Raw genomic sequence first — 13388 nt, 5'->3', positions numbered from 1 at the left:
TCATGGGGCCGGGCAATGGTTCTGTCCAGTTTGTTATCGTGCTTTGGAGCCCAGAGGTGTTCTGTTGGCCGGCGGTGCTGGATCGCGAATTGGGTGACTGCGGCGGCAAGCGTGCCGACACCGAGGAAGATCAGCCCTAAGAGCGGTCGCGGCAGCCGTCGTGACGGCATTCTTCTGCCGGCGCGCTTTCGCCAGCTGTCAGCCTGATTGGCGCCTTGATAACGGTGGCCTTTGCCCACGCCCGCTCTCCCCGAAGAGAGAATGCGTCCATTGCGGAGCAGAGTCCAGCTTTGCGGCGTGGCTTATGCGGCCTGTGTCTGTCCGACAGTCTTTCTGCCTGGCATCGCTATCAGATAAGCCTAATGTAATTCATGATCTGGCCATTTAGGGGGCGCGGCTGCGCATTCGGGTTAGGCGCTAGCATCGCCGCAGCCTGCGCTTTCGGAATTCCTTTGGCATCGGCACATGATGACTGGTACGAAAAACAGTGCTGCCATGACCAGCATTGCGAGCCGATGGCAGACGGTGCCGTTCGGGAAACAAGCGAGGGCTTCAAGGTGCCGTCAGGCGAATTGCTGCCTTACGCCGACGGCAGGGTGCGTCAGTCGCACGACATGCGTTTTCATTGGTGCCATGCCCAAAAAGTAACGGGAGGCCGGCATCGTGAATTCCCATCTGGCAACCCTGACATTACGATCTGCCTGTACGTGCCGCCTAGGTCATTCTGACGTTCGGTCACGGGCTCGCTGCTGCTCCGCGTGTGTAGCGCAGGTTATCCTGGTTGGAGACGCACAATCCAGCCAGCTTCCCGAAGTAGTGATGCACGATCGGTGCCGATCAACTCGATCAGTTCGCGCGCTTGAGCTTCAGTTATTCCGGCTTCCTTGGCGAGGAACTGCGCCTGGAAATCCGTCATTTGGTCGCGCTCGGACTTTTCTTCGCCCATGGTGAGCCTTTTGCACTTGGATTGAACCGGAACGCCGGCGGGAGGGTTTTGTTGCGATCAATGGCTCCACTTTCCAGGCATTTTTCGCTTTCTCTGGAACACATGCTTGAGATGAAAGTTCGGGCAGTGCAGCAATCTTGTTCCCTCCCAACGATGGGCTGCAGATCGGCGATGCACCGATCGGCCCGCGTCCTTTCCTCATGGGGCGCGGGCTTTATTGCCCGCACGGAACATCAGGCGCGGGTGTGCGTTTCGCCGGCATGAAGCAACTTCTCAGCGAAATGGCCGTTTTGGCAGATCCAGGCTTTTGGGTCGCGCTGGCGCTTGTTCTGGTACCCTACGCCATCGGCGTCGCACTGCTGGTCTGGGTGGCTGGTTGACGGTTGATTGTGTCGCTCCCCGACAGCCGCCCTTTCCCTTCCCGCGCCGTTGGGGTCGGGTCTTGGTCAAAATTTACATTAGAAGCTTGGAACATAAGTGAGGCAGAGAACATTGTTGGCGCCATGGACAAGAACGATGGCGACAAACTTCCTGAGTGGTTTCCGGGCAAACCTGCCCGAGGATCCAGTGATCCTAGCCGATATCAAGAAAAGAATTTCGAGAGAGACCGAAGGTAAAATTGGGCCGGACGGTTTGGCGGTCACGGAGGCCAGGCGGGATCGCAATCTGGTTGAGGAATGGGAAGAAGCTGACGCCGCCCTCGACAGCCATCCGTCTGTGGTTCCGTCCGTGGTGCCGTTCCTGGTTCTGTATGTGCTCTCAATGTTGGGCTTGGCATGGTACGCCCTCGCTGGCAGGTATTTTCTATAGCGCCTTGAGTTTGCTTCTTTCATTTAACTTAGAGGCGGCAGCTCCCTGAGGGAGCTGATTTTCCTTCTTGGTCAGCCTCGCCATGGAACAAGCCCCGCTGCCTCACGGTGGCGGGCTACTACCTTGCAGGTCGCTAGTCAGAACTCTAACGCGGCCGATCTCGTCCAACTGCCCTTCATCGTATTTTTTAGATGCCATTTCACGGACGGCATCCAAGCCGAAGTCTTCGATCGCTTCGGTCGATGTCACTACCAGGACACGCTCTGTTCCATCAAAGGCTTCAAGCCACAGCTCGAACCGCTCAGTGGTTCCATCTTCGCCCGTAAAAGCTAAACCCATATGCCTCTCCCTAGCAAGCTAGCGATTCAGCCATGTGCCATGTTGCGGAGTTTGGAGGCGCGCGCTCCTGCGAGTTGCCCAATTAAGCGGCTGATGTAGCGGCTTGGCATGATGGAACACTTGCCATCGCGCGCATCGAACGCCTGCAGGCAGACCAGTAGATGAAGTGTTCCGATTCATCGTCTGCGGGGCTAGCGTGCGGCTTGCCTTTGCAGCCGGTCCCGATGTTGTCGGTCCTGATCCGCTTCATCCGTCCCATCTGGCGCCGGCTTGGCTACCGTCAAGGCCGGCGGTGCGCATCTTGGCGCGTGCTAACGCAATCTGCGCCTCGACCTTGGCGATTCCTTTTGCGTCATGTCTTCGGCGGCGATCAGCCGGCGTAGGGAGCGCATGATCTCCCCACGCGCCCAGCCGGCCTCCAGCATGCAATCGACGATCGCCTGAGGGACAAAATCACTGGGCGAAGGGGGCTTATAATGCCGACCCATCAGCAAGCTGAGAGAGCGGGTGTTGTGTTCCTCCCTTTGAGTTGGCGTTGTTGGGCCGCGTGTTCGATCGGCTGAAGGTCGGGGCTCAATCTGACAACCAACGTGGAGCGCTCGCATCTCGGAACATCGCAAACTACATGGCCGGCGTGTGGGACGAGCAAGAACTTCGGGTGCAGTCTTCTGTCCGGCCTGTTCATGCAGCCGTCGAAGCTGCTGGCCCTGATGGATCGGCGAACAAGGCCTCAATCTGCTTTGCAGAGAAGATCCGCGCGAGGTCGACTTCCTGTTTCAGGACCGCCGGTAGGCGACAAGCTTTCAGCTTCATCTGAGCGCATACAAATAGGCCGCGACGTCGCGAGCCTCCTGCTCCGAAAGGCCGGTCGAAGGCATTGCCGTATGTGGAACGATCTGTCTGGCGGCGCGAATCCAGCGGATCAGGTTCTCCGGATTGTTGGGCAAAAGCCCGCCGACATAGACCTTGGTGGCCAGGGTGGCGTCCAGGCTCGGGCCAACCAGCCCATGTGCGCCGGGGACGCCGGTGATCGTATGGCAACCGGCGCAACCATTGGCCATCATGATCGGTATGGCACGGGCAGCGATGCCACCGGTTGCATTGTTCGCTTCCCGTTCGACCCTGTCGGTGCGTTGCGACCACCATGTCAGCGCCGCTAAAATTGCAAGTGCAACAACGGTGCTCGTGGCGAAAATCAGCCTAGACAGGTTGGAATGCAAGCGACGCCTCCCGGCTTCTCTGTCCGCTCGAGCGGATCCACAAGCCCGCCAACAACAAGGCAGCTCCGCCGTAGATCAGGCCGGCCGGAACCCACATTACCAGGCCGGCGAGTTGCTGGTCTTCGAGCGGACTGAGGTGCCACAGTTTCGCGCCGGCGGCATTTTCGGGGTACCAAAGTCTCGTCGAGACCAGGAGCAGCACACCGAGCAGACCGGTGTGCAGCGAGGTGAAGAAGAGGTGCAAAACTGCGCTGCCATAGGCTTGTTCATGGCCTGGGCGCGGCCGCATCGCCCACCAGAACAAGACGCCGGTGCCGAAGAAGCTGGCATGCTGGGCATAATGGAGGAAACTGTGTTTGAGCGCAGCCTCGAACAGCGCCGGCACGTGCCACGCCCAAATCGCGATGGCGTGCAGGATGGTGGCGGCGATGGGACTGCTGGTCGAGGCCCAGACGGCCCGAAGCATTTTCGCGTGCCCGGCTGCGCCAAGCGTGTGCCGTAGCCAGATCGGCAGTGCCCACACCATTGCAGCCCCCGGACGGGAAGCGACCAGCAGAGGCGCTGCGACCGCCATCAGCAACTCGTGCTCGATCATATGTGCGGTGAACATGCGCTCAGCCAAAGCATGAAGCGGGCTGACGAGCGCAGACACCAATACGGCCCAGCCGGCAGCGAACAGCAGGGCCTGTCGCAATCGCAACGGGCGGCTGCGCCGGCTCCTACGCCACAGTCGAACGGAGCCTGCCGCATAGAACAATGCGATGGTCGCCAACGGCAGCGTGATCGGCAGCGCCAGCGTCCATCCTGGGGCGGTGCCGCCATAGCAGATCGAGGCCGAGAAGGGCGCATCAAAGCTCATCGCAGGCACTCGTCGAGAATGAGCGAGGCGGCGCCTTGCATGATTATGACCAGCGCAAACAGCACAGCGACCAGCATGCCCAGATTGGCGACAAACGCCTCAGTGTCGCGCGTGCGCTCTGGTTTGAAGGATGCCCCGCCCTGTTGCCGCGCCCGCCACGATAGCGCTCCGCCAACCAGAGACATTACGGCAAGCACCAGTGCTATGAAGGGTATGACAGGAATCCGGTGGGCGCACTGCCATTCCACAACGGCGTAGTTCAGTTGCGTCGACACGGCCCAGGCCAACGGCCCCGACAAGAGACCGCCCCATGAGGTCCCTGACTGAAGCGCGCGCATCTCAATCAAGCCTCGGCATCCAATAAATCAAGAGATAGATCGGAATCCAGGTCACGACGACGAAGTCCCAGTAGAAGACGTTGTCACCGACGTCAGCGAAACGACGGCCACTGTTGGCGTGGCGCGTGAACATCAAGACGGTCAACACCAGCGTGTCGGCGACATCGGTGATCAGGTGCGCGGTGTGCAGGCCGAGCAAGACCCAGAGCATCGAGCCGTAGGCGTTGGTGTCCCAATAGATGTTGAGGGCTGGGAACTCGAACCAGCGCACGACAAGCGGCGCGATCCCGAGCAGCGACATGGTTACGAGGCCAATGCGCACTGGCAGCATCGCGCACGCCTCGGCTTGGCGCTTCAACACGTGGTTGGGGACCAGGCTGGCGAGCAGCAAAAGCGTCACGATCGTGCCCGGCCAGTGGTTCGGCGCCGGAGCGCTCAACGGCCATTGCGGTGATAGATAGGCGAGGTAGAGACAACTCCCCGCCGCAAGCGCGAATCCCATGCCTTCGAGCGCCATGAAGGCGAGAGTGCCCCACCAGGTCGGGGTACGCGGCCCGTGCCCGAAGGTCGGGAGCTCGGAAAGATCCATGGCGGGACGCTGCTTCATTCCTCGTCCTCCGCATCGCCTTTCGGCCAAAACCAGCCGATCAAAGCGACGGCGATCGGTCCCGCTCCCCAAACCACTGCCCATGGGCTGAAGATCGAGTAGAGAAAGGTAGCCCCGACTGCGAGTGCGGCGAGCAGCGGCCAGACTGACGGCGTTGCCGATTTCTCGCGCACGTCGGGATGCGCCTCCGCCACTGTCGAGGTGACCAGTTCGCGTGCGTCGACCCGAAGCCCCGTCGCCACCGCAAGCGTTCCGCGTTCGGCCCATAGCGGCTCGACATGCATCACGACCGGAATGCGGAGGAAATTGTAACTCGGCGGCGGCGATGACGTTGCCCATTCCAATGTGCCTGCATTCCAGGGGTTGTCGCCGGCCGGGGCGCCCCTCAAGGCGCTGTGCACCAGATTGATGGTGAAAAGCGCGAAGCTCACGAACAGAACGACCGCGCCAGCGGTGATGAACAGGTTGATGTCACCCCAGCCGAGCTCCGCCGGATAGGTGTATACCCGTCGCGGCATGCCCCAGATGCCGACAATGTGCATCGGGAAGAACGCTGTATTGAAGCCGAAGAAGGCAAGCCAGAAATGCCAGCGCCCGATGCGCTCGTTCATCATCCGGCCGGTGATCTTGGGAAACCAGAAATAGGCGGCACCCAGCAAGGGAAATACCGACCCGCCGATGAGCACATAATGGAAATGCGCCACCACGAAATAGGTGTCGTGAACTTGCAGGTCCAACGGCACCGAAGCCAGCATTACACCAGTCAGGCCACCGGCGACGAAAATAAAGAAGAAGCCGAACACGAACAACATTGGCGTCCTGATGACCGGCCGTCCGTCCCAGAGCGTCGCCAGCCAGCAGAATATCTGCAGTCCGTTCGGAATGGCGATCAGCATGCTCGATGCGGTGAAGAAGCTTGCGCCGAGCTTAGGCAGGCCGGTGGTGAACATGTGGTGGACCCAAAGGCCGAACGACAGGAATCCAATGGCAATCAGCGACAGCACCAGCCCCAAATATCCAAACACCGGGCGCCGCGCGAAGGCGGCGATGATCGAGGACACCATCCCGGTCGCCGGCAGGAAAATGATGTAGACCTCCGGATGGCCGAAGAACCAGAAAAGATGCTGGAAGAGCAATGCGTCTCCGCCTTCGGCGGGGTTGAAGATGTGGGTGCCGACCAGCCGGTCCAGGATCAGGAATGTCGAGGCGATCATGACCGCGGGCATCGCGAACACGACGACGAAGGAGGTGACCAGCATCGCCCAGACGTAGAGCGGGATCTTGTCAAGCGACATGCCAGGGGCACGCTGTTTCAGAACCGTCACTATGGTTGCGACCGCGACGGCGAGTGCAGAGATCTCGGTGTAGGTAATCATCTGCGCCCAGACGTCGGCGCGCTTGCCTGGCCCGAATTCGGGACCGGACAGCGGCACATAGGCGAACCATCCGACATCAGGCGCCATATTGAGCGCGAACGAAACCCAGGCGAACATGCCTCCCGACAGAAAGATCCAGAAGCTGAAGGCGACAAGGCGCGGAAACGCGATATTGCGGGTGCCAACCATCAGCGGCACAAGGTAGATGCCGCTCGCCTGCACGATAGGCACGGCAAACAGGAACATCATTGTCGCGCCATGCATCGTGAACAACTGGTTGTAGAGGTCTGGCCCGATCAGCCCGCGCTCGGGGCCCGACAGTTGAATGCGCATGGCGACCGCGTTCAGCCCACCGAGGCACAGGAACACGAACGCGGTGATCAGGTAGTGCCGCGCGACGATTTTGTGATCGACGGTCGAAAGGGCGCCGATGATGCCAGGTGCGGTTTGCCACGTTCGCGCAAGCCAGCGGTCAAGGCTGGCATCGTCGAGGTCGGTGTCGCGCGGGCCGTCGCGCTCAGGGGGCAAATCCCCTTTTGAGGCCACGTCACGGTTTGGGGTCGCGTCACCCTCGTGAGCGAGGTCGGCGCCGCTCATCGCAAGCCCTCTAGATAGGCGACGATCGCATTCAACTCGTCGCCGTTCAGATCCACCACCGGCATATGGGCGCCCGGCTTGATCCCCTGCGGATCGGCGACCCATGCCGCAATGTTGCCGCGGCTCATCGTCAGCGTCCCGGCTGCAAGCGTTTGCCTGCTGGCGACATGGGTCAGGTCTGGGGCGACCGTGCCGCCGGCGATGGTGCCGCCGATCTTGTGGCACATCACGCAGGGCCGCTTGATGAACAAGTCGTGCCCCGCTTTCGCCTCAGGCGAGGCAGGCGGGGCGGCGGGCTTCAACTGGTCGTTCAGCCAGGCGTCGAAGACGGGCCGGTGCTCGGCGATAACGAAGGTGCTCATATTGGCGTGCTGAGCACCGCAGAATTCGGCACATTGGCCCCGATAAACGCCGGGTTTGTCCGCCTTGAGATCAAGAACATTCTCGACGCCCGGAACGAGGTCCAGTTTGCCGGCCAGGTTCGGCACCCAGAAGGAATGGATGACGTCGGTCGAGGTCAGAATGAGCCGCACCGGCTCGCCTGCCGGGATATGGATCTCGTTGGCGGTGGTCAGAATGCGGTTCGGCTGGCCGTTTTCATAGCGCACCTCCCACCACCACTGATGCCCGGTCACGCGGATTGTCAGCGCAGTATCCGAGCCGATCGCAGCGAGCGTCCTGTTGGCGAAGAAGCTCAACAGCGTTAGCCCGATCAGGATCACCGTGGTGGCCCCGAGCGCCGCAAAAACAATGTGTGCCTTGTGGCGCTCGGAAGCAGCGTCGAGGACAAGCGGATCGCCGAGCGGTCGTGCTTGCCGGATCAGGGCCATGGTCAGCACGATCATCACCAGCAGCCAGACCACGGTGCAGAGGGCGGTGAAGAACCAGATCAGCCACGCGAGCTCGCTCGCCGCCGGCCCCTTCGGATCAAGGGCGGATTGCCAGCCGCTGCATCCTGCGAGGGGCAGAATGGCGCCGCACACCACCCAAACCAGCCGTCTCACGGCGACTTCCCCAGCGTCGCGGCATTTGGCAGGCGATTTTCGGATGGGCGCACCATCATGTCGTCGTTGCGCCCGGGCGCGGCGGAAGAGGGTACGTTGCCGCTCAGCGAGCGGACAAACGCGGCAAGTTCCCAGATCTGATCGTCGGGGACCCTGTCACGGAAGCTCGGCATCCCGTTCGGGCGCCCGTCTCTGATAGTGGCGTGAATACTTTCGATCGAACCGCCGTAAATCCACTTTTCGTCCATGAGCGCTGGTCCCATGCCGCCACCGCCATGGGCATGGCAGCCGGAACAGTTGAACCAGTTGAACAGACGTTTGCCCTGGCTAAGATGAAACGCGTTTGCCTGGAACGCTGCTGCCTTGGTGTCGGACAGAGACGGCCGCTCGCCGCCTGGCACAAGGGAAGTGACCGGCGTCGGTTGCTTGCCGGAGCCGAGCGCCGACTGAGGGCGGGAGTCGCGTTCCTCGCGCTGGCATCCGACAATGGTGAGCAGTGCGAACAACAGCAAGGGAAATCCGCGGTTCATTTCAAGGCGCTCCGGCAGTATCGAGCCGGGGCGTGCCATACTGCGCCAGAATCGCCTTGATCTCGGCGCGGTGCTTTGCGAGGGCAGCGTCCACTTCGCCGCGCAGCGCATTATCCTCGTGACGCACGCCCATTGAGATGTCGTAGACCATCGGCAATTGCGGACCGTCCATCCGCGGTTCAACCGGCGTAATTCTCAGCGCTACCTTCTGTCTGGCGGCAAAGTAGCCGGCCAGCGGTCCCCAGACGACGGCCATATCGATATCGCCGCTCGCGACCGCTTCGATGATGCGCGCCGGAGGGTTCGGCGCAGAATAGTCGCCGTAGACCGGGAAGCCGATGAGATGGCCGACGATCCCGCGGCGCCCGAGCGCCTGGGCGGGTGGGGAGTTGGCGCCGTCGTCACCGATCAGCTGGACGCCGATGCGCAGATCGCGCAGGCGGGGATCGTTGAACGAACTGACTTCCGGCGCCTCCTTGCGCGTCACGAAGACGTAGGACGAGCGGTAGTATGGCGCGGTGGTGCGCAGAATTTCGAGGTTGGCGGGAGTGCCGGGCACGAGATCGCACAGGTTGGCTTTCAACGTGTTGCGGATGAAGCCACGGCGCTGCGCCCACCAGGTATAGGAAAGGGTTGCGCCAAGTTCCTTGGCGACAATCCCCGCGATCTTGTTTTCGAAGCCTTCACGGCGGGCGTTGGAGAAGGGCATGTTGTTGGGATCGGCGCACACCCGCAGCTCGCGCGCATTCGCCAGGGCGGGAACAAGACACAGGGCCAGTACGCAGATTGTCGCGACAAAATGTCGGGAACGCATGCTCCCCCGTCGCGCAGGCCCGTCGATCGCTTCAAGGCAGCCGGAATACATACAGCGTACCTCCCGGCGTGGTTACGTCCTTCAGATCCTTCATGACGTTGGCAAAGCCGAGCGCCGCGGTGGCGTCGCGCGGGTCGAGATCTCCCGACACGATGGCACCTGCCCAGCCACCGACACCCGACAGGATCGCGACATATTGGCGCCCGTCGGGACCGCGATAGGTGATCGGCTGGCCGATGATGCCGGAAGAGGTCTTGAACTGCCAAAGCAGTTTCCCGGTCGTGGCACTCACCGCCTTGAACCAGCCTTCCATGGTTCCATAGAATACGACATTGCCGGCTGTAGCGACGGCGCCGCTCCAAACCGGAAAGTTCTCCTTCAGGACCCACGCCGGCTTCGCGGCGGCGACATCCCAGGCGGTGAACGCACCGCGATGTCCGCCTGGCCCCGGGATCATGCGGACATTCATGCCCACATACGGCGTGCCGGCGATGTAGTTGACCTCTACGCCTTCTTCGTCCATGCACAGATTGTTGTGCGGGAGGTAGAGCAAGCCGGTCTTGGGCGAGAACGCCGAGGGCTGCCAATCCTTCAGGCCGGATGCGGTCGGGCAGATGTTACGCACGACCTTGCCGGTGCCGGTCTCTTTCTCGGGATTTACAATCAGCCGGCCCGTCTTGAGGTCGACACCCTTGCTGGAATTGACTGGCCCGAATGGCACCGCGGACAGGACCTCGCCCGTCGTGCGATCCAGCAAGTAGACATAGCCGTTGCGTTCCGGCCGGACGAGCACCTTGCGAGGCTTGCCCTGCCAGGTCATATCCAGCAGCACCTGCTCGTTGACGCCATCGTAATCGTGCAAATCGTGCGGAGTCCACTGATAGAACCATTTCGCAGTGCCGGTGTCGGGATCCCGGGCAAAGATCCCGGACGTCCACTTGTTGTCGCCCGGTCGCAGGTCGGGATTCCACGGACCGGGGTTGCCCGTGCCATGGAAGATAAGGTCCTGATCGGGGTCATAGGAAATCCAGCCCCACACATTGCCGCCGCCAATTTTCCAAGCGTCCGGCGGCCATGATGTGACGCCGAGATCCTTGCCCTTGTCCATATCGTAATGCGGCTTGAAGTCGGGGCCGATCAGCACCTCGGCATCCGGGCCGGTGCTGTAGGCAGTCCAGACGACATGCCCGTCACCGGCGTCAAGCGCCTTGATCCAGCCTCGCACGCCCAGTTCGCCGCCGGAATTGCCCACCAGAACCTTGCCCTCTACCACCAGTGGCGCCATGGTAATGGTCTCGCCGATGTTGATGTTGCCGATAGGGGTGTTCCAGATGGCTTTGCCGGTCGCCGCGTCGACCGCGATGGCGCGTCCGTCGAGCGTGTTGAAGAAGATTCGCCCGTTGGAGAAAGCCGCACCCCGGTTAACCACGTCGCAGCAGGCAACGCCCTGCGCAGCAGGTTCGGGATTGGGCTCGAACTTCCACTTCATCGGTGCGCCGGGTCTGGCGAGATCAAGCGCGTAGAGGATATTGGGAAAAGGCGTCACGATATACATCGTGTCGCCGACAACCAGCGGCGCAGCCTCCTGGCCCTTGTTAACGCCGGTTGAGAAGGTGAAGGCCACCTGCAGGGTCTTGACGTTGTCTTCAGTGATTTCAGCCAGTTCGCTGTAGCGGGTCGAGGCATAGTTCTTCGCCGGCATCGTCCACTGGCCATCGTCGGATGGGGCGGCTGCAGCGGGCGGCCTAATTGCAGGCTCCGCCGGCTGGGCAACGGCTCCGGCCGCGAGCGAGAAGCTCGCCAGCAAGGTCCAGCCGATCACCCTCGATTTGGTCCGACCATCTATCCTCGCCATCGCCCGGTCCTCCCTCCGGCAGGCGCCCAAACCTTGGCCGCCGCCTGTTGCACCTGTCTCATTCGTGCATCGAGCCGCCGACCCCGGCGCCGAGCTCCGCTGCAACGTCCGCCTCGCTTCCGGCACATAATGGGTGGCCCCAGCCGGAAGCGCTTTTCCCACCGGGGTCGAGATCATGGACGATGGCGTCTTTGCGATTTGGATTGACGCCGGCCGGCACCTTGTCCAGTCCAAGCGCAGCGCGTGTGCGCCAGGCGACATTGTGATCGGCACAGGAGGAATCGCCGCTCACGCCAAGTCCCCCGACGATCCCTTTTCCATCGTAAAGCGGCAAGCCGCCGCCGAATGCGACTATTCCCCCGACGGGCTTTCCCATCAGCGGGTCATCGGGACTTCCAAATGTCGACGGATTTCCGGCATAAGCGGCCGCCTGGTTGACAGGATTGGTGGCCTGCAGGCCGAACAGAGATCCCCCCGGCTGGACCGCCGCGTAGAGGTTGGCGGTCGAAAGGGCCATATCGGCAAGGCTGATGCCGTTGGCCGTACTGGCCTTTTCGGCTGCAATCAGCCGGCTGCCCGGCCATTGGGCATCAGGTGTGGGACCGCTGAAGGCGACGGCGCAGACTGCGCCGTCGCGAGCCACGACCGCCGCCCATTCATGGGTGTCGAAACCCCCATTGCCGGGGCCGCCGCTCGCCTTGACGCTCCCCTTGAGCGCGCTCAGCAGTTTGCTGTGGTCGACAGGACAGGCCGCCTGAGCCCAGGCTTTTTGTTCGACGTAGCCGATCGTCAGCAGGAACAGACCCGATGCTACTGAGGCAGTCCAATGACGATCCATCGCCCGCGCCGCGCTTATTGAACTCCCCCTAACGCATGAGAGGCGCAGAAGTGCCAAACATCATGAAATAAAATAGCAGATTGGTTCGGCTCAGAATCATCGCGATTGCGTTCAGACAGTGAAACAGTTCTGAGCGCTCGCGGTTGTGAGAGATAGAGGATGTTCCACAGCGAAAACTTTACCTCTCGCACGGGCCAGTCTGGCAGGCGATGAACCGGTTGAGTGGGCAGCAGGGTCATTGATAAACTGGTAATCAAAAACACGATCCGTATCGGCAACATTCACCGGCGGCACTTCTTATTCCTGTCCAGGTTCAAGACCAGGGCAGATGGCCGGCGGGTTTTCCCAGATGGGTACGCGGCAGTGAGCTTGGCTAATCCCCAATAGAGATTGTCGAAAGTACGGCAACTGCTAGTTACTCCCGCCTATAAAAGCAAATTCGCGGAAGCGTGCCGCGCCAAAATGTTGCGTACGTTAGAGACTTGCCACTGGCCATTGCGCGCTGTGCAAACGCCGCGGTTGTTTAGGGCGATTGCCAGTCCACGTAGGCTGGTGATGCCCGACCGCTTTATGGAAGCGATGATTGGCAGCACGGTCTGGGCAAACCGGTCGGCTTCTTCGATCGACATCTTCCGACCTTTCGCCGCAGCTTCAGCGGTGTTGGTCGGATTGCCGAGCTTCATGCCGGTCGTCTTGCGCGAGGCGAGGGCGGCTTTGGTGCGTTCCGAGATCAATCGACGCTCCTTCTCTGCCAACGCGGCGTAAAGGTGCAACATGAACGGATCGGCATCGGCGCCAAGTTCGGCGACGATAAACGGGACCCGCTGGACCATCAGTCCGGCAACGAAGGCGACATCTCGCGACAGGCGGTCGAGCTTGGCCACGACGACCGGGCATTTTGTCTGGCGGGCCAGGGCGAGGGCGGCGGCAAGTTGCGGACGGCGATCCAGGGCGTCCGAGCCCTTGCCGGTTTCGACCTCGGTGAACTCCTGGATGATGGCAATTCCCTCGGCTTCAGCAAAGCGGGCGACCGCGGCACGCTGGGCCTCAATGCCGAGACCTGATCGTCCTTGCCGCTGTGTGGAGACCCGATAGTAGGCGACCGCGCTCGTCATGGTGCTGTTTCCGGGGTGTTCAAACTGCAAACCACCGTTTGCAGTGTGCTCGCCGGCCCCATCAGGCAAGTTCTTTCTGGTCTTAGCCGGGTAGGCTTTCTCGCCGCGCAACGTCTGGCTTTGCGACTGCGGCGGTGAAA

At 61.5% G+C, this 13388-nt stretch carries 15 protein-coding genes; 2 read left to right on the top strand and 13 right to left on the bottom strand.

The features are described from left to right. Positions 1–772: 772 nt before the first annotated feature. Positions 773–946 carry a hypothetical protein gene (locus tag AC0L18_RS05575; RefSeq protein WP_473490965.1) on the bottom strand — a complete coding sequence of 58 codons (174 nt, stop codon included), beginning with the start codon at positions 944–946 and terminating at the stop codon, positions 773–775. 137 nt (positions 947–1083) lie between these two features. On the opposite strand from AC0L18_RS05575, the gene AC0L18_RS05570 reads away from it, so the two are divergent. After that, entirely contained in the window at positions 1084–1326 is a 243-nt protein-coding gene (locus AC0L18_RS05570) for a hypothetical protein (RefSeq protein WP_473490964.1), read from the top strand. 136 nt (positions 1327–1462) lie between these two features. Further along, positions 1463–1756, top strand: a complete 294-nt coding sequence (locus tag AC0L18_RS05565; RefSeq protein ID WP_473490963.1) for a hypothetical protein — start codon at positions 1463–1465, stop codon at positions 1754–1756. 102 nt (positions 1757–1858) lie between these two features. Here the strand turns inward: AC0L18_RS05565 and AC0L18_RS05560 are convergent, their stop codons facing one another. From AC0L18_RS05560 to AC0L18_RS05505, 12 genes are all read right to left on the bottom strand, one after another. Continuing rightward, entirely contained in the window at positions 1859–2095 is a 237-nt protein-coding gene (locus AC0L18_RS05560) for a hypothetical protein (RefSeq protein ID WP_473490962.1), read from the bottom strand. 809 nt (positions 2096–2904) lie between these two features. Beyond that, a complete protein-coding gene (locus AC0L18_RS05555; RefSeq protein ID WP_473490961.1) occupies positions 2905–3315 on the bottom strand; it encodes a c-type cytochrome in 411 nt (136 codons plus the stop codon). Further along, a complete protein-coding gene (locus tag AC0L18_RS05550; RefSeq protein WP_473490960.1) occupies positions 3296–4174 on the bottom strand; it encodes a cytochrome c oxidase assembly protein in 879 nt (292 codons plus the stop codon). Before AC0L18_RS05550 ends, AC0L18_RS05555 begins: the two co-directional genes overlap by 20 nt. Next, the gene (locus tag AC0L18_RS05545; RefSeq protein ID WP_473491151.1) at positions 4171–4512 is read right to left on the bottom strand and encodes a hypothetical protein; all 342 of its coding nucleotides are present in this window, start codon (positions 4510–4512) and stop codon (positions 4171–4173) included. Before AC0L18_RS05545 ends, AC0L18_RS05550 begins: the two co-directional genes overlap by 4 nt. A 1-nt stretch (position 4513) precedes the next feature. Then, positions 4514–5119 carry a cytochrome c oxidase subunit 3 gene (locus tag AC0L18_RS05540; RefSeq protein WP_473490959.1) on the bottom strand — a complete coding sequence of 202 codons (606 nt, stop codon included), beginning with the start codon at positions 5117–5119 and terminating at the stop codon, positions 4514–4516. Further along, on the bottom strand, positions 5116–7092 hold the full coding sequence (ctaD, locus tag AC0L18_RS05535) for a cytochrome c oxidase subunit I (RefSeq protein WP_473490958.1): 1977 nt from the start codon (positions 7090–7092) through the stop codon (positions 5116–5118). Before ctaD ends, AC0L18_RS05540 begins: the two co-directional genes overlap by 4 nt. After that, positions 7089–8096, bottom strand: a complete 1008-nt coding sequence (gene coxB / locus AC0L18_RS05530; RefSeq protein WP_473490957.1) for a cytochrome c oxidase subunit II — start codon at positions 8094–8096, stop codon at positions 7089–7091. Before coxB ends, ctaD begins: the two co-directional genes overlap by 4 nt. Next, the gene (locus tag AC0L18_RS05525; RefSeq protein WP_473491150.1) at positions 8093–8626 is read right to left on the bottom strand and encodes a c-type cytochrome; all 534 of its coding nucleotides are present in this window, start codon (positions 8624–8626) and stop codon (positions 8093–8095) included. The genes coxB and AC0L18_RS05525 overlap by 4 nt, the downstream gene beginning before the upstream one ends. 1 nt (position 8627) lies before the next feature. After that, positions 8628–9491 (bottom strand): substrate-binding domain-containing protein, encoded by an 864-nt coding sequence (locus AC0L18_RS05520; RefSeq protein ID WP_473490956.1) that lies wholly within the window; start codon positions 9489–9491, stop codon positions 8628–8630. After that, entirely contained in the window at positions 9472–11295 is a 1824-nt protein-coding gene (locus tag AC0L18_RS05515; protein ID WP_473490955.1) for a methanol/ethanol family PQQ-dependent dehydrogenase, read from the bottom strand. Before AC0L18_RS05515 ends, AC0L18_RS05520 begins: the two co-directional genes overlap by 20 nt. Before the next feature lie 58 nt (positions 11296–11353). Next, the gene (locus tag AC0L18_RS05510) at positions 11354–12133 is read right to left on the bottom strand and encodes a GlcG/HbpS family heme-binding protein (protein WP_473490954.1); all 780 of its coding nucleotides are present in this window, start codon (positions 12131–12133) and stop codon (positions 11354–11356) included. Between the two features lie 425 nt (positions 12134–12558). Continuing rightward, positions 12559–13359, bottom strand: coding sequence for a recombinase family protein (locus AC0L18_RS05505; protein WP_473490953.1), 801 nt, complete (start codon positions 13357–13359; stop codon positions 12559–12561). Positions 13360–13388: the final 29 nt, after the last annotated feature.

It is taken from the genome of Mesorhizobium sp. WSM4819, assembly GCF_055811215.1.
This window is presented reverse-complemented; position numbering and strand designations above follow the sequence as displayed.

What these genes read in the sequence shown, in the direction of transcription:
- AC0L18_RS05575 (WP_473490965.1), bottom strand. Translation starts at nt 946, where the DNA reads ATGGGCGAAGAAAAGTCCGAGCGCGACCAAATGACGGATTTCCAGGCG.
- AC0L18_RS05550 (WP_473490960.1), bottom strand. Translation starts at nt 4,174, where the DNA reads ATGAGCTTTGATGCGCCCTTCTCGGCCTCGATCTGCTATGGCGGCACC.
- AC0L18_RS05540 (WP_473490959.1), bottom strand. Translation starts at nt 5,119, where the DNA reads ATGAAGCAGCGTCCCGCCATGGATCTTTCCGAGCTCCCGACCTTCGGG.
- AC0L18_RS05510 (WP_473490954.1), bottom strand. Translation starts at nt 12,133, where the DNA reads ATGGATCGTCATTGGACTGCCTCAGTAGCATCGGGTCTGTTCCTGCTG.
- AC0L18_RS05560 (WP_473490962.1), bottom strand. Translation starts at nt 2,095, where the DNA reads ATGGGTTTAGCTTTTACGGGCGAAGATGGAACCACTGAGCGGTTCGAG.
- AC0L18_RS05545 (WP_473491151.1), bottom strand. Translation starts at nt 4,512, where the DNA reads ATGCGCGCGCTTCAGTCAGGGACCTCATGGGGCGGTCTCTTGTCGGGG.
- AC0L18_RS05565 (WP_473490963.1), top strand. Translation starts at nt 1,463, where the DNA reads ATGGCGACAAACTTCCTGAGTGGTTTCCGGGCAAACCTGCCCGAGGAT.
- AC0L18_RS05525 (WP_473491150.1), bottom strand. Translation starts at nt 8,626, where the DNA reads ATGAACCGCGGATTTCCCTTGCTGTTGTTCGCACTGCTCACCATTGTC.
- AC0L18_RS05515 (WP_473490955.1), bottom strand. Translation starts at nt 11,295, where the DNA reads ATGGCGAGGATAGATGGTCGGACCAAATCGAGGGTGATCGGCTGGACC.
- ctaD (WP_473490958.1), bottom strand. Translation starts at nt 7,092, where the DNA reads ATGAGCGGCGCCGACCTCGCTCACGAGGGTGACGCGACCCCAAACCGT.
- AC0L18_RS05520 (WP_473490956.1), bottom strand. Translation starts at nt 9,491, where the DNA reads ATGTATTCCGGCTGCCTTGAAGCGATCGACGGGCCTGCGCGACGGGGG.